The organism is Teredinibacter haidensis (genome assembly GCF_014211975.1).
GTDB lineage: Bacteria > Pseudomonadota > Gammaproteobacteria > Pseudomonadales > Cellvibrionaceae > Teredinibacter > Teredinibacter haidensis.
Map to the genome: position 1 here is coordinate 2,182,457 of NZ_CP060084.1, position 25,465 is coordinate 2,207,921.

Sequence of the window (25,465 nt, forward strand, 5' to 3'; positions counted from 1 at the left end):
ATAACCGTCACCACCTTCTCCAAAGGTGTGACAAAAGCCATCGCTTGAGTGCATATCCATCATGCTGTAAGTGCGGTATTTGCCTGGGTGTAAAGAAAGGTTGACGCCCCCAGCGAAAGCCACTTTGCTTTCTCCTTTGATAAGACTATCCATTGCAAGGTGGACCGCATTTAATGATGCAGAACACACTGTATCAATCACCATCGATGGTCCGTGGAAATTACAGAAGTAAGAAACTCGGTTAGCGATAGGCGCGTAGCTTAAGGACATGGGAATTTCATGACCCAAGTGCACTGCCTCGTTTTGTAGCAAGGTGTAATCTTTATGCATAACACCCACAAAAACAGCGACGGGACGTCGGTTGTCTTCGCCTTCTGGTGTCACAATGTTATCGGGTGTATAACCCGCATCTTCCATCGTTTCCCAGCAGACTTCCAAAAATTGACGTTCCTGAGGGTCCATCCACTCAGCTTCCTGAGGGGATACTCTGAAGAATGTAGGATCAAAACAGTACGCTTCGCCAATGAAACCACCCCATTTCGAAATAGGTTTTCCGGATGGGGATTCACGATCGCTGTAGCCAGTATTTTGAATATCCCAACGATCCAGAGGTACTTCTGAAATGCTGTCTATTCCGTTCGTGAGATTCTCCCAAAACTCCTCAAGATTCGAAGCTTGCGGGTACCGGCCGGACATACCGATAACAGCAATGTCTGAGGTTTGTAGATACCCTGCGCCACTAGTGTTTCGGCTCAGGCGTTGAACGGCTCCCGTAGAAAATCCAGGTGTATGAGTGGTTTTTTTAGTAAAAGAACGTCTCTTATGAGATTTCTTGGGTTCCTGTGCAGTGTTAGTTGTTAGCTTGGCAACGACGGAACCTGGAAGCGCGTAATGTTTTTCGAGGTAATCGGACAACGATGCGATAGTCGTATATTCGAAAAGCAAGGTCGGTGACAGGGTGGTGGAAAGTAATGACTCTATTGTCTTGGCGACATCTAGCAGCATAATCGAATTCAAACCGAGCTCGTAGTAACCTGAATCCACGGCAATATCATTGGCATTGCACTGTAACTTAGACGCTACGATCGATTGTAATAATGCGGACATCGAATCGGTCGACAAGCTAAATTCTTGCTGCATTGTAGAGTTTGTTGATGTCTTATTGTGATGGGTATTGTCGGTGTTCACGACCCGATCCGGATTAATCAGACCTTCATTACGCACTAGTTTATATTTAAAGTTCCTAAGCTCACCGACTTTTTTACCTTGCGGTGTAAAAAACTCCATTGTAATGCTGAGAAGTTCTTGTTTCGTCTCAACGGATGATTTTTTAATTCGAGTAAAGCATTCTCTACCAAGCTCTTGTGTTGCATAGAATGATTCGTAAAAAAAAGGTAAGAACAGACGCTGTTCATTTGCCTCTTGCTGGGCAAAAAGTGTTCCGGCACCAACAGCACTCGCGTCAATTAATGCGGGATGGAAAACGAATTCGTTATCGCTGGTTTTTTCTGAATTATTGCTAACGGTTGCCAGCAGATTATTGGCGACCACATGTATCCAACTAGCATCAGGAGTGTCGAACACACTGCCGTTTGCTTTCATCAGACCTGAATGGATTAGCTCGCGTTTTTGATAATGCTGGTATATATCGTTCAATTCACTAGCGGAAATCGATGATTCAGCAATGCTCGCCACATCAAAGCACTCATCGATTGCGGTAGCAGAAACCGGGTGCATTTCGGCCGTGATATAAAGTGAACTATGATTTTGATCTGCCGCCACATCCAGAGAGTCTCTGGCTTCAATTTTCCAAATACCCTGCTCTGTCTCTGCAGCCTCTACTAATAAGCTCACAGGTTTTGCATCTGAAACGATTAATGGTCGATAGATCGATAGATTTTTCAGCTCCAGTCCTGTGTGGTGATGCCCCGCCTCTGCAAACCATTGGTAAAGAAAATCAATCCAGGCAAGCCCAGGTAATAACTCTTTGCCGTAGACTTTGTGGTTCGCAAGAATTGGGTGATCGCTGGTTAATGTCAGGCTCCATTCCTTTGAGTGATTAAAATCATGGCTTAAGAATCCGAGTTTAGAATTGTATAAACCGTTGTTATTTGCTTCGTTGATTTGTTCTAAAGGCTCAAGGGTACGAACGTCAATACGGTTTAGTTCAGGCAAGGTCAAAGAATGACGTTTCACTTTCACTGGTTTTACGGGTTCCTGACGTAAAATAACATGCGCATTTGTACCCCCGTCAGCAAAACAGTTCAACGCAGCGTATTTCATGTCGACAGCTTGATTTTGTCTCGGGAAGCTAAAGCCGGCATCCTCTACCGAAAAATGCTTTAGAGGCTCTTTACCCGACAAGAATGGCACCAATTGCTGATGGTGCAACATTAATGCGACTTTTATAAAACTGGCGATGCCCTCGGCGCAAAGTGGATGACCGATGTTCGGTTTCATAGCGCCAATATACATCGGAGAATGTTCATCGCGGCTATATACCGAAGCAACCGCTTTAATTTCTAACAGGTCAGTCACTTCTGAACCTGAACCGTTTACATCTAAGTAATCAACGTCGTGGCTTGCACATTGGCTCTGTTGCAATGCGGATTGCATAACCGCGGCCTGAGCTTCCATATTGGGTGTCGCAGGCCCAGCCGTTCGCCCATCGTTGTTGATGCTAATACCGGCAATGACAGCATATATCGCATCACCATCCGTTTTTGCTTTTTCCAGAGGTTTGAGGTAAACCATGCCGCAACCCTCACCCAGTACGACGCCTGATGCACGTTGATCCCAAATATGAAACGTCCCGTCTGTTTGCAGCAAGTTTCGTTTTTCAAACATTTCGTGATACGACGGAGTCGTCAACAAACTCACACCACCCACCAAAGCCGACTCTATCGTGCCAGAACGCATGGCTTCGACAGCCATATTCATCGCGACCAATGACGATGAACACGCAGTATCTAACACGAGTGAAGGACCTCGTAAGTTTAAGAATTGCGAGATGTTAGCTGCGAGGTAGTTTTGCCCCATCACCATGATCGGGTTACGGCTGTTGCCAAGCTGAGACACGTCTACACTCTGACTGCGAGCTCCAACATAAACACCAATATTCTTACCGGCTAACTCTTGGTGAGCATATCCTGCGTGGTAGATGGTTTTAAGACTTTCCTCCAACAATACCAGAGCCTGCGGATCCATTACCTGCGCGTCTTCTGTCGGGATCATAAAGAAATCAGGATCGAAGCCATATATATCTTCGAGCAATCCTGCGAAGTAATTAGATTTAATTCCCCAGCAGTCCTCTGGCACTGCGCTAATAGCGCTTTCACCCTTGGATAAAAGATCCCAGTATTCTTCTACATTGGAAGCACCCGGGAAACGGCAAGCCATACCGACGACTGCTATCTTGTCGTTGGATTGACGAGCGGCTCTACCACGTCGTAGTTTTGCCGAAGTGTTATAACGAGCGTTTCGCGTAGTATCTTTTGCTGAATCTGGGGTGCCGTGGCTTAGAAGCGATACATTGTGTGAGCGGCGTCCACCATCTACAGAGGCCGATGTGTTCTGGTTGGTCTCATCTCGTTCATTTGATTGCTTGGTTTCCGCTGCAAAATGCGTATTGATGACTTCGGGTTCATTCTCTATAAGCCATACGGCAAGTGCCTGTACGGTCGAATATTCCAATAGAATGGACGGTTCGAGTTCTACGGCTAGCTCGCGTCTTAGACGTTGCAGGAGTTGAGCGAGTAAAATCGAATCCATGCCGAAATCTGCAAATGGCGTTTGCACGTCCAGTTGGTTGGCTTTAAGTTTTAACTCGGATTCAAACAGTGAGCCCAGCCATTTTTCTACAACGTGGTTGACCGACGTAGCCGTTTCACTACTGACTGAAACTGACTTTCCTGCGCTTTGTTTTGTTGCCACGCTATTCGCAAAATTCTCTGTCTGCTTGTTGTTGGATGCCTTGTGTTGTGAGGCATGCTCAGTGCGAACATTTTCAATATCTTCTGTCAGTAACAGCCGACTCGAATCGAACTTCTGGTTATCGACCACCAGTGGCATCAATACCGATATGCTGTAAGGATTTGCAAGAACCTGATCGAGGAACTCGCAACCTTCAACGTCGGTAATGCTGAGTAGACCTGTCTTGCCATACGCTGGTACAGTGACTTCTCCCATACCTGATTCTTTCCAGCTCGGCCATTGGATACTAACTAATGGTGTTTCGCTGTGAGCCATCGCGTAATAGTCCATATACGCATTCGCCATTGTATAGTCGCTGATGCCAGAGCCGAGACTTGGAATCACTGCAGATACCGATGAAAACAATAATACAAACCGCAACTCATTGACGTCACGTAGCTGCATTAAATTTCTGAGACCGTCAGTTTTCGGCGAGGTAATCTTTGCGATACTTTCGGGGGTTTTGCGGATGAAGGCTGGATTTTCGTTGTCGACCAAACCTGCGGCATGAATAATCCCGCAGATCTGACCCATTGATGACTCAATTGCAGTATGTTGCTGTTTAAGTTCTTCAAGGTTATCCAATGGAAATGCGAAAACCTGAACGTCGGCACCAAGAGCTTGTAGTTCTTGAATATTTTTAATCTTTTGTTGAACCGATGGAGAGGAATTCTGCAGATTTCCCCATTCTTCTTGCGGCGGCATAGCTTCTTTACCGGTTAGCACCACACGCTTTAAGCCATAGTTCTTTATCAAATGATGAGCGCATAACATCCCTACTCCACGGGTTCCGCCTGTCACGAGCACAACATCGGACTCATTGAAGCTCGCGATTTGAGATTCCGAAATTCCCGGCTGGAGTTCTCGCTGACTCTCCATAAGCTGGCTTACGAAACGTTGACCATCACGGTAACAGCATTCTATCTCGGTTGAATCGCTCGATAACTCCGCTAAAATTTGTTCGGCTTGTTGTGTAAGGTCATTGGTGTTTCCATCGAGATCCACGTGCCTTGAAGAAAGACTGGAGTATTCGCTTTGCAACATGCGATACAATCCGACTCGTTCGGCGCCGGAAAGCTGGATATTTTCGTTCTGGTGGGCTTCCAGACCCTGGGTGACATAAAGTAAACGAATGTTATTGAAGCGATTCGCTTCTATTGTTTCCTGCAGTAGTCCAATCCATTGTGAGGAAGCAACGTCTTTACCGATTCCAGTCAGATCAATCCAGGATTTACAACCATTTATGACTTGTGAAAACCTTTCTTTTTCTTGCAGTTCATCGTCCCGAATCAGCCTTATTTGCTTGGATTCTTGCGCGATGATTTCAGCCAGTGCTTTAGTTGTCTCGTTATGAAGTACAACTAGTGGCATGGTTACACGGCTGGAGCTTGAAACAGGTACGAGGTTCCAACCTTTTTTAACTAATGTAACGCGACGTTGCTTTTCGTCGTTGGCTTGGAATGGCCCGAGTTCTAGTCCTTTCATCGATACGCAAAGAATCCCGTCTTCATCAAACAGGTCTATATCCCACACCTGAGCATCTGAGTCTTCGTGACCGGAAATGTTTGTATCGGCAACCTGACGTACCCACACCCAAAGGTTCGTTGGGAACGCGTTTAGAATATCTATGGAACCAAGCGTAGCAGCAAAGTTAAGCTGGAGCTTATTTTGTGCCGATGGACTATCACTTGAAATTTGTTGGCTATAGATAGCGCACTGAAGTGCTGCATCGATTAAGCTTGGGTGAAGAACGTAAGCCTGGTGCTGGTTTGCGAGTGAAGACGGTAGCCCTATTTTAGCCAGAACCTGGTTTCCACCCTTATATAACTCTTGAATCGCATGATGGGCTTCACCATATTGAAGCCCAATCTCATTCAAACTTGCATAGATTTGGTCAATATTGAACGATTCCTGATTCATCATTAACTGAATTTCAGCTATATCAATCCGCAAAGATCCTTCGAAAACTTCCATAGGTTCAAACGAAGCGATACCGTATGAATGAATACGCGGTTCATCTTCCTCATCTACTTCACTATGAATTTCAAAGTGAATGATATCGTCGTCATCGCTAAACAAGCTGATGTGAGTATCATGGCTTTCATCATTGACGATGATAGGTTCATCCCATACCACGTTCTGAATAGAAAGGAATTTATCAGATTGACGCTTTCCCGATGCTTTTTCGATAGCCGCACGTGCCATCTCAAGTAGACTCAATGCAGGAAGAGCTTGTTTGCCATTGATCTTGTGATCTACCAAAAATGATTCGGAGCCCGAGAATGTTGAGGTAAAACGCTGTTCCAAAAGGTCTGAGGTGTTCTCGTGCAATAGAGGATGTAGCGCTTTAACATTCTTTGAATTTTGTTGCAGCTCTCCATGTGCTCTTCCTTTTTGATTGGGTTCTCCGCTATCACTTCGGTATATTTCCCTTGCGAATGGGTATGTAGGTGCATGAATGCGCTGCATCGCTTTGTTGTGATATAGCTCCTGCCATTTCACCGTGTAACCCTGGATCCAGAGTTCAGCGATCTTCTTCAATTTCCCTTTTGCCACCCACTGGGCGATGGCATCTTGTAAGTCGGCGTCCGTATTAAAAATATCGCCATTACCAGAGTGCAATCTAACGTGGCCGTACCATGCATTGGACGAGATTGAACCGTCGAGCCAGACTTTTAGACTTTCGATTGCATTGTCAATACTGGTAACAAACATTATTAATCTTTGTTCAAGGAGAATTCTTCCTGTTTGCAATGTGAATGCAAGTGATGGCAGATCTGTTTCCGTATGGGTTTCCAGAAAGTGCAGCATTTTCTGTGCGTATTCTTTTAAGCGATCCTCGTTCTGCGCAGAGATCGGTAATAAAACGCCACCTTTTACTCGTGTTTGCGGAGCAGCGCCTTCATGCGGGAATTCTTCCAAAATGACATGAGCATTGGAACCTGTTGCACCAAATGAGCTAACACCGGCTCGGCGAGGTGCGTTCTCAATCGGAGCCCATTCTTTGGTGTCTGTTTGCAAGTAGAATGGTGAGGACGGTAAATCTAGATAGGGATTAACCACATTCGAATGCAGAGATTTCACCAAAGTTCTGTGATGTATCTGTAGAATTGTTTTGGTTAAACCACTGATACCTGCCGCAGATTCTGCATGGCCAATGTTTGATTTTACGGAACCCAAGGCACAAAACTGTTTATTCGTTGTGAATTCTCGGAATGCGCGATTTAGACCTTGTATTTCAATTGGGTCGCCCAAGGAAGTGCCTGTACCATGCGCTTCAATGTAGCTGATGGTTTCGGGATCAATACCTGTTTTTCTAAAACAGTCAGCAATCATGTCCCCTTGAGCAACCGGAGACGGCACTGTGAATCCACTCACTGTACCAACATGGTTGACGGAGCTGCCTTTTAGCACCGCGTAAATGCTGTCGCCATCTGAAATCGCTTGATCCAAGGGTTTTAGAAGAACGGCGCCTACACCTTCGGCGGATACATAGCCATCACCACCGTCGCCAAAAGAATGACAATAGCCATCTGTGGAATGCATGTTCATCATTCCATACGTTTGGTATTTTTTAGGATGCAACGAGAGGTTTACGCCACCTGCAAAGGCTACCTTACATTCACCTTTTATGAGACTGTCGATAGCCAGGTGTACGGCTGTTAGCGATGCTGAACAAACTGTATCGATCGCCATGGAAGGGCCGTGAAAATTACAAAGATAAGATACTCTGTTTGCTATTGGTGCAAAGCTTAAAAAGGTTAGCGGAAACTTTTGATGTGTATCTGAGTTCTGATTCTTCGACACTTCGTTTTGCAGTAATACATAGTCTTTATGCATTACCCCTGCAAAAACAGCCACAGGCCGTCGCTTATTTTCTCCTTCTGGTTCAACAATGTTATCAGGTGTGTAACCGGCGTCTTCCATTGTTTCCCAACACACTTCAAGAAACAAACGCTCCTGAGGATCCATCCATTCTGCTTCTTGTGGTGAAACTTTGAAGAAAGAGGGATCAAAGCAATAGGCTTCGTTAATGAAACCGCCCCACTTTGACATGGATTTACCGGTGGGAGACACCAAATCACTATAACTGCTAACGCTGATATCCCATCTATCTTGTGGAATTTCTGTGATGCAGTCCTTGCCCTCCTTTAGATTTTCCCAAAACTCTTCAAGATTGGAGGCTTGAGGATAACGACCCGCCATGCCGATTACGGCAATATCCGAGGTTCTCGGATATGCGGCACCGTTTGCAGTAGCGCCTGTGTTAGGTGCAATTAAAGGAGAATGAGTCGTTTTGGTTGAGGTCAAATAATTCTGTTTCGGACGCTCGGGCTGTTTCTGGTTGTCCTCATCTGCGACAGTCTCCGCTTCCCCCGGTAGCGTATAGTTTGCTTCGAGATACTCAGATAGCTCTGCAATGGTGGTGTATTCGAATAATAGTGTTGGGGATAAAGTTACAGAGAGTACAGATTCCACTGTCCGGGCAACACTTAACAACATAAGTGAATTAAGCCCCAGTTCATAATAGCCTCGATCTAATGCAACATCTTTTGGATGGCTATCCAGTTTTGAAGCAATAATAGATGCAAGTAAAGCACTCATTGAATCAACGGAAAGATTGGCTAGTTCAGGTTCTTTATTCTGTTTTTCTGCACCACTCGGCTTTTCTTCGATATCACTATTTCTTGTAGGATCGATAAGTCCGGCGTTGCGAACAAGTTTGTTCTTATAGTTCTTCACCTCTCCAATCTTCTTGCCTTCAGGCGTAAAGAATTCAAGCGTCATGCTACGCAGTTCTTCTTTCGAATCTCGTGAGGAGTGTTTTATCCGCGTGTAACATTCGCTTCTGAATCTCTCTGATGCACGAAACGACTCGTAAAATAACGGCAAATATAATCGCTTGTCGTCATCGGATGATTTCGAAAACAACCCCCCGGAACCGACCGCGCTGCTGTCAATAATGGCCGGATGAAATATATAACCGTGTTCAGGATCTTGCAGCGCTTCATTGACTTTAATATGAAGCCACCTTGCATCTTTTGTGTCATACACATTACCGTCAACGTTCATGACACCTAGGTGTAGCAGTTCTCGTGTTACACATTCCTCGTAAACACTGGCAATGGAGCTTTGTGTGCAGTCTCTTGAAAGAGTTTCGTTGATGTCGACCTGATCATCGAAAATGACAGAGTCGATCAAATGCATTTCTGCAGTAATGTAAAGATTCTTTTTAAGGTTCTCTCTATGGCCATCTCTAACATCCTCTCCAGCGTTTGAGGCTGTTTCCGCTGAAGCGTCTCCGATCTCTATTCGCCAGAACCCTTCTTTACTTTCGGTCGCTTCCACCAAAAGATTCACTGGCTTTTCAGTGGATACGATTAAGGGGCGGTAAATAGAAAGGTTTTTAAGCTCAAGGTTTTCAAAACCATAACCACCTTCAGTAAACCATTGGTAGAGAAAATCTATCCATGCCAGGCCTGGCAATAGTTTCTGCCCGTATACTTTATGATTGGAAAGAACGGGATGGTCGCTCGTAAGAGTGAGCCTCCACTCTTTAGACTTGTCAAAGGAATGATTTAAAACACTAAGGTTCTTAGTTGCCGTTTCGCTACCGCCGCTATTTTCAGGCGTGGATTTCCCGAGCGGTTCGAGAGTGCGCACATCGACTCTTTCCAGTGTGGGGATCGGAAGTGATTTGCGCACAGCTTTTTTGGAGTTCGTTGGCTCGTGCTGCAAAATAACGTGCGCATTCGTTCCCCCATCAGCAAAACAGTTCAAGGCAGCATATTTCATCTCCAGAGCCTGTTTTTTTCTGGGAAAAGTAAAGCCTGCTTCTTCTACGGAAAAATGTTTTAGTGGTTCCTGGCCTGACAAAAACGGCACGAGTTGCTGCTGGTGTAACATCAGCGCGACTTTAATAAAACTTGCGATCCCCTCTGCGCACAAGGGGTGACCAATGTTAGGCTTCATCGCTCCGATATACATGGAAGCATTTTCTTGGCGAGCATAGACAGACGCGACGGCTTTGATTTCGAGTAAGTCGGTTACTTCTGATCCCGAGCCATTCACGTCCAGATAGTCAACCTCATGACTCTCGCATTGACTTTGTTTTAAAGCGGACTGCATTACAGCGGCTTGCGCTTCAATGTTGGGTGTCGCTGGACCCGCAGTACGACCGTCATTATTTATGCCGATGCCTGCGATTACGGCATAAATGCTATCGCCATCTTGTCGGGCTTTCGCGAGAGGCTTTAGATACACCATACCGCAGCCTTCACCTAAGACGACACCAGACGCACGTTGATCTAGAATATGAAACGCACCGTCATTTTGCAGTAGATTACGTTTTTCGAACATTTCGTGATACGACGGACTGGTTAACAAACTCACACCACCAACCAGAGCAGAATCTATTGTGCCTGCGCGCATCGCTTCAATGGCCATGTTCATGGCGACCAATGATGAAGAACAAGCCGTATCCAGAACCAGCGAAGGTCCACGAACATTAAAGAATTGAGAAATATTGGCAGCCAGATAGTTTTGCCCCATTACCATAATAGGGTTACGGCTATTGCCCGTTTGTGCGAGGCTCACATTTAGGCTGCGGGCGCCAAGGTATACACCGATGTTCTTCCCCGCTAACTCCTGGTGCGGATACCCAGCGTGATAAACGGCCTTGAGGCTTTCTTCAAGTAAGACGAGGGCCTGAGGATCCATTACCTGAGCATCTTCTGTCGGTATCATGAAAAACTTAGGATCGAATCCATAAATATCTTCAAGTAAACCAGCGTAATAGTTGGACTTAATTCCCCAACAGTCTTCCGGGACGGGTCCGATCGCACTCCTGCCATTGGCTAATAAGTTCCAATATTCTTCGATACTGACGGCACCGGGAAAACGACATGCCATACCGATTACGGCGATTGCCTTATTGACCTGTTTATTTGAACGTCCACGCTTAAAGCGATTAGAACTTTTCGCCACTACTGTATTGGTGCGCTCTTCACGCATAATACCATTGGCTTTATCTGAACCTGCCAAGATATTTGATTGATGGCTATCTTGAGTCTGCTGTGCTCTATCGGTCTGTGAAGCAACAGCCTCTTCAGAAATTTCAAACAAAAAGTGATCACTCAATTTTTCACGATGGTGCTGAAGCATCCAGCATGCGAACGACTCAAGTCGGGAATGCTCTAATAGAATTGAGGGAGCGAGTTCTATTTCAAACTTTTGTCTAATTTTTTTGATGACCTGCGCCAGCAGAATAGAATCTACGCCGTAATCTGCAAATGGCGTTTGTGGATCCAGTTCCCCGGGTTGAAGTCTTAATTCTAATTCAAATAATGCTGCTAGATTCTCTTGAACTATATGCAGGTTGTGTTGACTGGTATTGGTGTCAGTCATTTCCTTTATTGTTTCTGTGATCGTTTGTCTGTTTCTCTGTCCACTCGCTTCTCCACTTTTTTCTAAGGTAGAAATAGACTGACTGTCGCTGCTTGAATTAGCGCTGTTTTTCTCTGTGCGCATTAAAGATGATGCATTAAATTTAACGGGATTTATGACGAGCGGCATAATAACCGGTGTACTTTGGTCTGCTAGTATGCTGTCCAGAAAGTCACATCCTTCGGCATCAGTGATACTGTTCAGGCCTATATTGTGATAAGCAGGGCCGGTCACATCGCCCATTCCAGATTCTTTCCAGCTTGGCCACTGAATACTTACAATAGGTAGCGTGTCCCGCGCGCTTGCACAGTAATCCATGAACGCGTTTGCCATCGCGTAATCACTCAATCCGGCTCCTAAATCAGGTATGACCGCGGACACTGACGAGAAAAGCAGGATGAAACGCAGTTCTTGCACTTCGGCAAGCTGAATTATATTTTTCAGTCCTTCGATTTTTGGTGACGTAATTGTAGAAATACTTTCAGTTGTTTTACGGATGAAGGCAGGGTTTTCGTTGTCCACTAATCCCGCCGCATGAATTATCCCTGCTACGCCACCCACAGTTGCCTTAATAGTTGCATATTGCTGTTGAAGTTCGGCTGAATTATCCAATGGGAAAGTGAAGACATGAACATCCACATCTGATGCTCGTAGCTGTTGAATGTTCTTAATTTTGTGTTGAATAGATGAAGAAAAGTCTTCAGGATTGTTCCATTGATCCTGAGGTGGCATTGATTCTTTGCCTGTAAGCACCAAACGCTTGAGTTCGTAGTTTCTCACAAGATGCTGGGCACACAGCATTCCAACGCCACGAGTCCCGCCCGTAATAATCACAACATCTGAATCAGAGAAATTCGCCATTTTGGCTTTTGTATTGTGGCGTGTCGTTTCTTTTAATTCACTCACGAAACGCTGCTCATTGCGGAAGCACGATTCCACATCATTCGATTTAGACATTAACTCAGCGAGTATCTGGTCAGCCTGTTGTCCAAGGTCGTGAGTGTTAGGATCCAAATCGACATGGCGTGACGTAAGGTTTGAGTATTCGCTTTGGAGCATGCGGTATAAGCCTACTTTTTCAGCACCGCTAAGCTGAATTGCAGAATTTTCATGTGATTCAAGCCCCTGTGTGACACAAAGAAGTTGTAGGTGGTTAGATCGATTAAGCTCGATCATCTCCTGCAAAAACCCAATCCAACCGGAGCCCGTGGCTTCCTGTTTCATTCCGGCTAAATCGATCCATGCTTTACTTGTTTGTATGGCTTGCGCAAGCTCAGCTCTTGTTGCGTCGTCGTGTTGCAGTGCTTCAACTTGAATCAGGGATACGTGTTCTATTTTTTCTGCAATGAATTCTGCCAGTGCCAAGGTATTTTTGTTGTGCAGAACGATAACAGGGCAAGAAATTGCTTGAGCTGCCGGTAACGAAGAGATTTGCCAGCCTTTCTTCAAGAAAGTCACACATCTCTCTTCAGATTCATCCTCAGAGAAATGCTTCGACAATACGTCTAAATTTCCCAGTTCGAGGGCTTTTATTCGGACGCATACCTTGCCGTATCGATCACAAAGATCAATATCCCAGTCGGACTGATTGCTTGATGCTCGAGTCCAGGCAAACACTGTTGAATCACAAGAAGCGAGGATTTCTACAGATTCAATGAAGACCGGAAATAATATTTCGGTATTATGTGATGACCCCGACTCTTCCTGGGAAAGCTGTTGAATAAGAATACTTTGAATAGCAGCATCGAGCACGCTGGGATGAAGCACATAAGCACTTTGTGAGGCTGCTATCGATGAAGGCAGTGATATAGATGCAAGCGCTTCTCCCTTCCCTTGGTAGATTTGCTGAATTCCTTGAAGTGCCGCGCCATAGGTGAGTCCTGTTCTGCCAAGCGTCTCGTAGCACAACGGGGCTTCTATAATACCGTGTGTCATCTGTGCTTGAATGTCGGCGATATTCAATGATGAACGCTCTTGACTTGCAAAATACTGAGCTAGACCTTGGGCGTGAATAACACTCTCATCTGATTGAGGCGAATTGCTGTAAATTTCAAAGTGAATGGTGTCGCTATCATCGATAAATAAACTGACGTGAATTTCGTTAGCAGCTTCATTCAATGTGATGGGATTTTCCCAGGATATGCGTTCAATATGCAGCTCTGTGTCGGAGCTCGGTTTACCGTTCGCCTTTTCTATCGCGACTCGGGCCATTTCTAGATAGGCTACGGGCACAAGAGTAGGCTGCCCCATGACCTCATGATCTTTGAAGAAAAACTCTGAGCCTGAAAAACTTGATGTAAAGCGCTGTTCCAGCAAATCAGAGGTGTTCTCATGTACTAAGGGATGGATAATATTCTTTGTTTGGGTACTTACAGTTTCCGCCTGTCCGCGTACACGCTCAATCCAGTATTCATTGCGCGCAAATGGATAGCTCGGCACTGGAATTCTGTGTGGCGTAGCTTCATACAAGTTTTTCCATGATATTTCGATACCAGAAGTCCACAGGATGGCAATTTGTTCCAGGTTCTTTTCTTCAACGACCACGTCGGTGACCTGTTGTCCAACCTTCCCTCCGAATAAAGTTTCTATTTCGGCACGACTTGCATTGGCGTTTTTCTGCCAACTATCATTTGTCGCGCTACTACCGGATATCCATCGCGATAATTTATCTTTCAGATCTGCGTAGTTCTTTACTTTAATAGCCAGTCGCTCTTGCATGGGTGTTCGAGCGGCTTGCAGGGTATAGATAAAGTTGCTAAATGAAATCAGCGGAGATCTTTCAAGAAACGTGAGCATCGATTCGGCGTACCGATTCAGGCTTTCTGAATTCCTGGCAGAAAGAACGAATAAATACTCATCCTGGACGAATCCTGATTTCGACTCAGAATTATATTCTGCTAACACGACATGAGCATTGGTGCCGCCCGACCCAAAGCTGCTAACACCTGCCACGCGGTTTTGATGCCCTGCAGGTTGCCATGACTGGTGTTTTGACACGATGTAAAGTCGCGATGCATCGAGATCAATCTTGGGGTTCAAGGTATGAAAATGTATGCTCCGAGGAAGTTGCTTTTTCTGAAAACATAGTACTGTTTTGAGTAACCCAAGAATGCCGGCGGCAGCTTCCAGATGCCCTAAATTGCTTTTAATTGACGCGATTCCACAGTGCGTAGTAGTTGCGAAACCTTCAGCGGAGAAGTTAGCGAAAGCCTCTCGCATACCCTGAATCTCTATAGGATCGCCCAACGAGGTACCAGTGCCATGTGCCTCAAGGTAACTAAGATCAGCTGGATCGATATTGGCATTTTTCCATGCCGAAATAAGTAGCTCTGCTTGCTTCTGAGGGTTTGGTACTGTTAGGCCCCCTGCGAGCCCCCCGTGGTTGGTTGCACTTCCTTTAATCAGTGCATGAATAACGTCCTGATCAGCTTCGGCTTTTTCTAATGGCTTGAGTAGTAGAGTCACAGCGCCTTCAGATCGAACATAACCGTTTGCTGACGCGTCGAAGGTTTTACACCGGCCATCTGCTGCGAGCATTCCGGCGTGATAATAAGCCATGGTGTTTGCTGGATGGCAGATGAGGTTGATTCCTCCGACTAAGGCCATTGAGCACTCGCCTCTTTGCAACGACTGCATGGCGGAATGGATCGCCACTAATGAAGAGGAGCAGGCTGTGTCGATTTGTAAACTCGGCCCGGAGAAATCGAAAAAATAGGAAATTCTATTCGCGAGAACAGCCAGCGAGCTACCCGTACCATGATGAGCTTCGACCTCCACTCCGGCCTTATTCTGTAAGTGTGCATAGTCTGAACCGCTAGCACCGATGAATACGCCTACATCACGAGATGTCAATTTTTCCGGGAGTATCGCTGCATTCTCAAAACATTCCCATGCAAGCTCCAGAAGTATTCTTTGTTGCGGATCCATGCTTACCGCTTCTTTGGGAGAAATTCGGAAAAAAGGTGCATCAAAACTTGCGATATTCTCAACGAAACCGCCACAATTAATTCCACGATGTGTGTTTGTCGGATCGATCCCTGGCGGCCAATCGAATCTTTGTTCAGGCAACTCCCCTATCGCACACTCACCGTTCGCCAGTGTTTCCCAGAGTTTTTCAACGGAATCTATGCCTCCGGGAAGTTTGCATGACAAACCAATAATCGCGACATTTTGCACAGAAAATTGACATTTTTGTTTTGCAGTAAGATCTTGGTTTACTGGTAGACGGTCTGAAGTTTTTTGCGTGCTCGGAGTGTTGATGATACGTGACTCGTGGGCAACACTATGGATTGGATTGCTTTCCGCTGGTGAGCTGCTTGCTATTGGTTGTGACACCGAGCGATCCTCACTCAGTTGTGAGACGAGATATTTCAGGACTTTTTTCGGGGTGTTGTATTCAAAGAAAAAAGTAGATCTCAGATTAATGACGTATTCATTACAGATCTTCTCCTGAAGCTTCAACAGATCTGCCGAGTCAAACCCTATTTCCATTAATGGACGATCAAAATCATCATCTTGATGGTGCTCACCTAGGATATTTAAAAGATTGAGTTGCAAAAAATCAGCTATAGCAGCAGAAGGTATGGTTGTTTTGTTGGTGTTGGTGTTTGTGGCTGCGCTTTCTGTAACCGGTGACGATGAAGTACCGTCTTGTAAAGAAAGCGGCACTCTATGATGAATGTCATAGTGAACCAATACGCCGAACCCTTCATTAGTGACATCCGCAGGTCGATACTGAGGCATCTCTTTTAAGATAGTGGCACCGTGGCGCTGGTGAAAATATAAAATGGGATCTCTGATCCGACCTTGCTCATCCGATTGACGAATGTAATCGGTAAATGAGTATGCATCATTAGCTTCATAATTCTTGCAAAGCGTTACTCCAACGACGGTATCTACATTTTCGGTGAGAACGCATCTTTGTAGCATAAACTCGAGAAGCTGATCACCTAACTTTAGATTTTGTACTTTGGGGTGAATATTGACTGCCAAGAGCTGTACAATCTCCCCTGAGTCTCGGTGGCAATGGTGAACATAGGCAGCACTTTGGCCTTCAAGATGCTCGATACTTTCGATTCGCTGGCTGTACACAACCCCTACCACTTCGCCGTCTCGCTCGAGTACAAACTGTCCTGCGGGATATTGCTGCAGGCGAGACTCAATTTGTGCATCTGATGTTTTGATTTCCTCCTTCCAACATAGGCGCTCCAACTCAAATAGTTTGGGCAGATCATTGGAGCATGCATGACGCACAATATAGTCACGCCTTTCAAAACGATTTAATGTTAAGCGACATGTGTCGGCGCTTACGGGGAAACGCTTCGGAGGGACTTTACCAAAAAGACCGAGGTTCGCTGCAATGATGACAAATGATTCAGCACTTATGAGGTAATGAAGTGACAGACTGGACACTAAGTCCAAAAAGCCATCACCACTTAATTCACCATTTTGCGTAGCAGTAAAATCCTTATTCCTATGTAATTCCAACGTTAATAGATTGCCATCAACGGCTGTATCCACTAGTGTTCTTAGATACGATTTCCAGGCATTCAAGACCTGTAGACTTTCCAGCTTTCTGCCTTGTCGTGAAATATATACTCCTGATTCGGCCTCCACCAGAACAGAAAGTGTTTGATCTTCGTGTTGATAGCCTTCGGGGTCAATCAGTTGGCCAGCAAACTTGTAGATAGACAGCATATCTCTCGAATCAGAGTACCCAAGGTTCAGACATCCCTGTCGAATAAGTTCTGGAGAGTGGCGCGCGCTGAGAAGCGTATGATGCGGAAGTTGATTAAGGGCGGACGTTGTATTTTCGAGAGATCGCTCATTATTGCATACGGCCATAAGCGTTAGTGGATAGCTCTCGATATTCCTTCCACGCTGTGTCTTTTCGCGAATCGAATGATACAAACTAGTTAAAAGCGATCCATCCTTGCATCCTATATCTACCAGTAATTTTGGCTGCTTTTCAACAGGAAGGTGATCAAAAATACTCACTACTAACTCAGCGATGCTGTCCGCCATCACAGGGTTAACGAAGTCGATATTATTCTCGCGTCCATCCAGAAAGTCTTGCACATTGTATGTCTGCTCATCGGCAAACAGTAGAGTCTCAATATTGAAAAGTGTTTTGCGGTGATCCGCGATATCCGCATGGATATCGATACTTTTCAAGAATTCATGCGCCGCTTCGGTGATCTCCCATTTGTGTCCAGGGTGACTAAGCCAGGTATGTTTTACGAGGAAATTTTCGACGGGATGTAGAAATGTTTGAGGAAAGGCCTCCAGGTTTTGGCGGGAATGGAATACGCCAAGCTGATGTAAGCCGATTATGAGTTTAGTGAATATCGCACCGGATACCAGACGTGAAGCAATGGCGTCTGAGTTTTCTTCGATACCAGAGATCAATTCTATTTTACTGGTAATATTTTGCTGGTAAGTCTCTTGTTGAAAAAAATCTATCGGAGCTGCTTCATAAAGACTCTTGAGGTCTAAGAAAAGAAAACGGGAATCAAATTGGGAAGTCAATCTAAATGCATCTTCCTCGTTTCTCTCCGCTAAGCCAAAATAGACGAGCATTTGCAAAGTGATGGCGAGATATCCTTCATTGGCGTTTAATTCTGTAGCGAGCGTTTGCCTAGGAGTGAAAACCTGCAAATCCAGCAGGTCGAATAGCCCTCGCTTTTGACAAGCTTCCAGCATCGGAACAGCTACATAACCAAAAAAATACTGATTAAACATGCTAAACATCTTCAAGAACTCCCGAAAGTTTCCACAACGCGTCTTCGGACGCGCTTGAAAATGTGGATTGTTTAAATTTAGTTATCACTTTCCACCGTTCTCTGATGGAAATAGAAAAGAATCAGGTGACGTTAAGCTGGGTCGACATCAGCTTTACTTTTGCGCCCCGTAATATTGGAAAGCAGCCGGGAAATAAAACCCGATCTGGAATAATCATCAGGCGAATGTTGCAGAACGCCGTGCTGTTCCTTTAATTGCTGTTTGAAAGTCTCAAGAGATTTGTCCGTGATGCCCTTTTGCGAGTAAAGACCGTGACAAAACTCGGTAATCGTTTTATAAACATGATCTTCCAACAGAAAGTTCATGTGATTTGGTGTGTCGACATCCAAGATATGAAAGTCATGGAGGTTTTCCTCCCATTCATGCCAATAGTTGGTTTTATCCACTCGGCTCTTATCGCTTGAAATCGTGAAGTATGGCTCCAACTCACCGAAGAATAGCCCGCTCTTATTGCGGAAGTAATAGCATCTCACGTCGCGAGGCGATCGCAGCGGCGCAACAGTATAATGATCGACGTTATAATCTTCCTCTTCCCCTGCCATCTCTTCGACTTTTTCCTGTATGTGTTTCCTAGAAATCAGGCCTTTCTTTTCTGCTATATCGAGCAACTGCTCTTTGAATTTCTTAGGGTCTAACGATTCATCGAGTTCGTTATGATGGATCAGTGCTTCGCTGAATTTTCTTGGGTCATGCATAACTCTTGACGCTAAGGTAAGATTGACATAAAGAAGCTGCTGACTTTTAATGGAACTCCTCACTTTCTCCAAGCCAGAGGTGTCGAGCGTATCGAGCATGACAATCGAGGAAACTTTGTCTCCGTTGCGTTGAAGTTGGCGAGTAATTTCATAGCAAATTAATCCACCGAGCGAATAGCCTCCCAGATCATATGGGCCTTGCGGCTGTACTGACTTAATTATGCGAATGTAGTATGCCGCTACCGATTTCATGCTGGAGGTGGATGTCCTGATCTTGCCCTTTGCTTGAATACCATAGAATGGACGCTGCAACCCTTCGGCTATATAGTAGTATGGCTGTACGCCACCTATTCCCCCGTGAATCCAAAATACAGGCCGGCCCTGATTTGCTTTATTCAGATGAATAAGTTCGGGGAATTTGCTGGTACTTTTTGCACGGCTATCTTTGAGGGGGGCGTTCTTGGTAACAGCAGCTTTCGCCGTGCTCTTTTTAGCTGTTCTCGGTGATCTTTCAAGCTCAGACTCAGACTTGCCAAGGCGTGTGTTTTTAGATGTTGTAGTGTCGACGGTACTATTTTTCGACGTCGTGCTCTTGTCTTTAATTGATTTTAATTCCGGTGTGACTGCCGGCTTATTTTCGTCAACCGATGGTTTTTCTTTCTCTTCCTGTGTTTCTACAGCAGCGCCTGCAAACGTCTCGGGAGCGGACCAGTGTTGAAACTGCTCTTCATACTTTTCGTGTAAGTATCCAGATAGCTGATCGATGGTTACGTATTCAAAAAGCTTTTCTGGAGGCAGTTTTTCTCCAATAACGTTTTGAATCTTTTCGATAAGCATAAGAAAACCAAGTGAATCCAATCCCAACTCAAAGTACCCTCGAGTAGAATCGACATCGGTGACCGAAAGCGCTAATTGCTCAGCTATTTCGATTTTCAGGAATAATGAAATTTTCTCGATGATAGGCAGCTCGTATGATGGCTCTTCTGATTCAGGAGTTTCTACCAAAGTTGTTTTTGTTGATGGTGTTTCTGTATGTAGCTCTTCACGTGATAGTTGTTCTGCTAAATTTGCCGAGATCTTGTCAGTCCCTCTAGCAGTATTCTCTGCTTGAGATTGCTTGTTGTCTGCTAGCGAAGTTTCGGCACTTCTCTCCCTTGCAATGCAGAAGCGCTCCTTCTCAAACGGATAGGTGGGCAAATGAAGTTTCTGTGGTGTTGTTTCCTGATGAAGGTTTTTCCAGTCTACGCGACCGCCATTGACCCAATGTTCAGCGATTTCATTCAGTTGCTCACTAGTGATGGTCTTACCATTAGATTGCTGCGGGCGTGCTTCAATCTCCTTGCCTTTACCCCTCACAGAAGTTAAATCACTGCGAGAATGCCAGATTTTCGCTTGTGATATTCCGGCTTGCATTTTTTCGGCTTCATATTTGGCAAGCTTACTTTGAATCTCCAAAGTCATTAACTCATTTACTGGCTTCAGAAAATGCATCACACTCCAAACCAGCTCTGCAACTTGGGTATCGTGAATGGCTAGTTCCCATATTCGCTCCATGAATTTGGTTCTTACTTCAATTTCGTTCTTGAGTGTTGGATTTTCGTCTAAAGTGTCACTCCATCTTAGATCATCCATCGTTCCCCTTTGCCAAATTTGTATATTCACTTCTGCAAGTTTTTTGTGAAAGATTCCAGCTAAGTGTGGGGTGTCTTTGGGGTGATCGGCAAAGGTCTCTCCTAAGGTGACGGCTCCCAATACTGCGGATGTCATGCCTTGCCCATACACAGGATTATAAGAACAAACTGTATCGCCTACAGCAAAGAACTTTTCAGGGCGCTTATCGAGTTTTTCAAAGTGATTTATTCGACTTACGGTTTTACGTCTTGTATATACCGATGAGATAGGTTCTGCGTATTTTATTGCATTATACAAATCGGGTGATGGTAAGCTTCGCGCGAACTCAAGGAAGAGTGAATCATCTCGCGATAGGGCCTGCCCTACTCCCCAAAGTGTCACCATCCATTGATCATTCTCGATGGGGTTAACAAAGCCGCCACTAGAGCTGCCAACATCGTCAGGATAAACCGCTAAAAGCTTCCAGTCCGATTTGAAATTAGCTGGTTTTTTGAAAGCGCGGCAACTATACACCACAGGTGGCTGTATGATGGTTTCTTCGGGTTTGTCAAAACCGAGTGCTTCAAACCATTTTAGAGTTTTTGCGGTTCGCCCTCCTGAATCAACCACTATGTCTGCAACTACATCGTGTTGTGCGTCTTTATTCTGCTGAAGGGACACACCTGTAACGCAATTTGTGTCGCGATCGTAGAGCAAAGATTTTACTTCACTTTGCTCCATAATCTGAATATTGGAGATCGCTGTAAGTTGCTGATGAATATGCCACTCAAGCAACGGGCGACTGCAGCCATATAGCCAAATATCGGATTGGTACCGTGGTATCCTTCCGTTTGACATCTTGGCTGCAATGTCCTGCCCTACGTTGAACCTAACCGCCCCGGCCGATTCCAATGAAGAGAATAGTTCTGGGAATAAATCGTCGAGAACGCGGACACCTTTTGCTAAAAGAATGTGAAGAAAGTGACCTTGCGGAACACTTTTGCGAGTGGCGGGAGACTCCGGCAGCGGATCTTTTTCGATGATCGTGACTTTAGAAAAATGTTCGCTTAGGACACGCGCGCACACCATACCACCCATACCGCTTCCAATGACAATAGCATGGTCTCTGCCTGGGTAATTCTTCATATGCAAAACCTCATAATTAAATTCTGAAATCACAGGTGACTTTGGTTTATAAGCTAATTTTTTTGAACTGGTGTGGCCCTTGTCTAAGTATCGGTAACAGCTTTTGAATGTGAGCGTGTTACTGTGATTCCAAACAACTCATTGCCGAGAGTTATATTTTTTTACGAGCTGGAGATACCAGCGATATTTCGCGTTATTCCATTCAAAACCATTTAATATTTCATCGAGTCGGTAGGCTTCTTGTTCGCGATCCGACATCCTCTCAATTTTTTCACGCTGTTTTTCTGGCAATATGTGTTTATATATTTCCAGGTTATATGCAAGACCGTAAGGTTCTAATCGGTTGTGGTGATGAATTGCGTGCTGTGAACGACCTGGATTTTTTTGCTTAGGGAAGATTCCGGGAATGTACTGGTGATCAGTGACATTCTTCCAGATGCTGTTGGTATAGAAGATAAAAGCCATTAGCGGATTGAACATAGCTATTGGCCTGCCTAGCATTTGTCGGATAATCCCCTCGAGAAATCCACTTTCATCGGCTGCTAGCAGAGCACTTGGGATGGCATCGTGATGCGCGCCGTGCAGATAGATAAATTCCAGCTCTGAGTTATGTGCTAACCAATGATCTCGGTAATACCAACGCAAAATACCCGCGAGACTCTTAGAAAAAACAACATAGTTTGCCACGCAAATTATGGGAATAAAAATGATAGAAAAATCGAAATAGCTTACAACCAGGAACCAAGGGATCAGCATCATTATATGTGCGAGTATTCCCGTGAAATAGCTGTGAAATATTTCGAGAAACATACTCGGGTGCTTCACTACCACACGCTTCCATGGCGTTTCCAGTAGTACCTCTTTTGCAAGATTTCGTTTGTACAAGTGTGCGGCAAGGATTGCTGTTCTATAAATCGTTATAATCGCGAAATTAAGGTATATAAGGTAAAAACCAACTTGACGAACGAGCTCAACTTTATGAGGCAGCTGTGGCGTAAAGTAAATTGCAACGTTCTCTAGTATAAGAATAGCCGCAGCGATGAGGATGATGGGCTCAAGGTTCGTCAGTCTGTAGACCACCATATATAGAATGTCTTGGGGCCGCTTCACGATCAATGGCGTTTTCAATTTAAAACCATGTCTAAGCGGAAAGTTAATGATCATTAAGGCACACGCGACTAGACCTATCTGTGTTAAAAGGTTGTCTATGCCATAAATGCAAACCAAAGCGATTCCGCAGAGACAGATCATAATCACATAATCGAGAAAGTCACCATCACGAAAAGTCATCCTTCTGCTCTGTACGCCAATTAAATGATGATACCGGTCTGCTTCAGATTTCTTCATTGTTAATTACTCATTTGATCATTGATCATTTTTAATAACTCATTCAAAGATGAGTTCATCGAGTGAAAAATACCCGTAATAACCTTTCATGTAGACAACCGCATTATTCTCAGATAAGGCCTTAGCTGGTGATCTTGTTTCCAGTTGTTGAAACTGTGCGTGTATTGAATTTACTTTTGTACCGATGGGATGTTGATTATTCCAGTCTATAATCAGAGTATTAGTTGCAGCATTGGACTTGTTTGGATCAGATTCCGTGCTAGTGGATTTTTCGGTTATTGGCACTTTGTTCTTGATGGTACGAAGCAACTTGGTGAGCACCTCTCCATGACCTATTTCTTCGAAATCCATAGGGATTCCGTTGTCTCTGTTTAGATTAAGAAGATATTCGATGCCATCTGACCAATAAACACAGCTTTTTAATTGCTCACAGAGGTTCTTGACGATGTCCTCACTTTCATAGGGTCTGGCAGTGACGTTCGAGATGACAGGAAATCTTGGTTGGGAAAACGTAAAACCCTGTAAATAATCGAAGAAGAGCTCACTTGCAGGTTGCATAAAGCGAGAATGAAATGCTCCGCTCGTGTTAAGAGGGTAATAGATTGCACCTGCATCTTCGAAATGCTGTTGTGCCTGAATGATCTCTGCTTGAGCACCAGAGATCACGATTTGAGACGGCGTATTGTAATTGGCTAAATCTACATTGTTTAATCCATGAAATTCCAATATAGATTCTATTTCTGATTTTGATGCGTTAAGAATCGCGGCCATCGCTCCTTGTGGAGCTTGGCTCATAAGCTCACCACGTTTCTTTACAAGTTGTAGTCCTGTATCAAAGTCGTAGCATCCCGCAGCCAGAAGCGCATTAAATTCCCCTAAGCTGTGCCCAATCGCATAATCCGGCTCTGTATGATCATTTTGCAGCTTATCGAAATAGGACAGTGCGTTTACTACATACAGAGCGGGCTGAGTGAACTGTGTGTTATTTAGCTCGTTTCTTTCATCACATAAACAAAGTGCTTTAATTGAGTATCCGAGAATTTGATCAGCTTTCTCAGTTAAATCGGCAAACTTGTCGAACAAAGATGCTCCCATCCCTTTGGATTGAGAGCCTTGGCCTGGAAACATATATGTCTTCATCTGAATCCCCTTTGCTAACTGAGAGACACTACGAAAGTTCGATCTGATTCATAGCTATCGTTGGGTTATTACACATTGCTATTTTCGCTTTATAGGCTTTCTTGAAGTGCGAACCTGAATAATTTTCGGAATTAGAAAATTTTGAGCACAAGGGAGCTCATGAGAACAACTTGTATGTTCTCACCGATGCGTACCAGTAAGCAAAAAGTCTAAATTTCGTTACTTTTTGGGCGGAAAACGAGCGCTTTCTGTTACTTCTATTTCAGCTGCTCGAATAAACGCTTCTCTCTTTTTCAATCGTAAAATATACTCCTGCACAGCGCCTTCTTTTGGAATTACGCCTAGCATCTGTCCAAATCTAAGCGTTGAACCGACAAGAACATCTGCTGACGAAAAAGTGTCACCGACGAGCCATTTGTTGTCCGACACTGCTTGCGTAACAACGTCAAGCATCTGATCAAAAGATCCCCATGCAATACTTTTTGCGGGAATGTCCCATTCATACATTTTTTGTACGAACGCAGGCTCCATAATCGCACTTGAGAAAAATATCCATCGCAGGTATTCGGATCTCAATGGTTCTTGCATAGACGGACATAGCTGAGCTTTAGGATATGCGTCGGAAAGATAAATCGCGACAGCTCCGAGTTCGGCGACCGGCACATCACCATGTAAGACAAGTGGAACTTTACCCATAGGGTTAAGCGCCAGGTAGTCGAACTCTTTGTGACGGCCGGATTCAATATCAAAGCTTTCTATTTGGTACTTCTCACCAAGTTCTTCCAGTAGCCATAATGCAGAAAATGATCTGGTTCTCGGTGCGTAAAATAAGGTTAGTTTCATCGGGAGTTCTTAAGCTGGCTTATTCAATTGAATATTAACGGGATAAATATAAAGACTTATGCTTGCGATGCGGTTGATAGCTAAGTAACATAAAATCACATTTCGAATATCTACAAGAAATCATAAATATTCGTTGCACATGCTACTACCCTATAGTTACTTCTATGACGTTTCGTATTGAGTTATCTATATCGATTTTTTGAGCTATAGTTAAATCTGGCGTATAGAAGCCATCTAGCAACGTTCTGTTTTCGATCTTTCTTGCACGTCATTAATGAATTTTCTTTCGCCGATAACATCCGCTATTAACTCGTAACCATGAAGCCGACGCCACTTTGATTGCACCACTTCAATTAATATAAACACCATTGATAATGTGGTTTATCAGCTACCACCGTTCTTTTTTTTGGTGTTCCTTAATCTCACGGTCACAAACACCGACCCAATGTGATTCGTGGTCCGGA

5 protein-coding genes (1 of these 5 only partly in view) are annotated in these 25,465 nt (G+C 44.6%); all 5 read right to left on the reverse strand.

Annotated elements, in window-relative coordinates; genetic code table 11:
• Nucleotides 1-18,159, reverse strand: the 5' portion of a protein-coding gene (locus tag H5715_RS08560) for an SDR family NAD(P)-dependent oxidoreductase (protein WP_075185105.1). The gene continues 24,171 nt to the left of window position 1, outside the view; only the first 18,159 of its 42,330 coding nucleotides appear in the window; its start codon is at nucleotides 18,157-18,159; its stop codon lies off the left edge, out of view.
• A 131-nt stretch (nucleotides 18,160-18,290) separates the two neighbouring features.
• Nucleotides 18,291-21,671 (reverse strand): thioesterase domain-containing protein, encoded by a 3,381-nt coding sequence (locus H5715_RS08565; RefSeq protein ID WP_075185104.1) that lies wholly within the window; start codon nucleotides 21,669-21,671, stop codon nucleotides 18,291-18,293.
• 138 nt (nucleotides 21,672-21,809) lie between these two features.
• A complete protein-coding gene (locus H5715_RS08570; protein ID WP_075185103.1) occupies nucleotides 21,810-23,018 on the reverse strand; it encodes a sterol desaturase family protein in 1,209 nt (402 codons plus the stop codon).
• Nucleotides 23,019-23,057: 39 nt separating this feature from the next.
• A complete protein-coding gene (gene fabD, locus H5715_RS08575) occupies nucleotides 23,058-24,158 on the reverse strand; it encodes an ACP S-malonyltransferase (protein ID WP_075185102.1) in 1,101 nt (366 codons plus the stop codon).
• A gap of 219 nt (nucleotides 24,159-24,377) precedes the next feature.
• Nucleotides 24,378-25,001, reverse strand: coding sequence for a glutathione S-transferase family protein (locus H5715_RS08580; protein ID WP_075185101.1), 624 nt, complete (start codon nucleotides 24,999-25,001; stop codon nucleotides 24,378-24,380).
• Nucleotides 25,002-25,465 lie beyond the last annotated feature (464 nt).

Excerpts from the sequence above, each read along its gene's own strand:
- H5715_RS08565 (WP_075185104.1), bottom strand. The coding sequence starts at position 21,671 with ATGAAGAATTACCCAGGCAGAGACCATGCTATTGTCATTGGAAGCGGT.
- H5715_RS08580 (WP_075185101.1), bottom strand. The coding sequence starts at position 25,001 with ATGAAACTAACCTTATTTTACGCACCGAGAACCAGATCATTTTCTGCA.
- fabD (WP_075185102.1), bottom strand. The coding sequence starts at position 24,158 with ATGAAGACATATATGTTTCCAGGCCAAGGCTCTCAATCCAAAGGGATG.
- H5715_RS08570 (WP_075185103.1), bottom strand. The coding sequence starts at position 23,018 with ATGAAGAAATCTGAAGCAGACCGGTATCATCATTTAATTGGCGTACAG.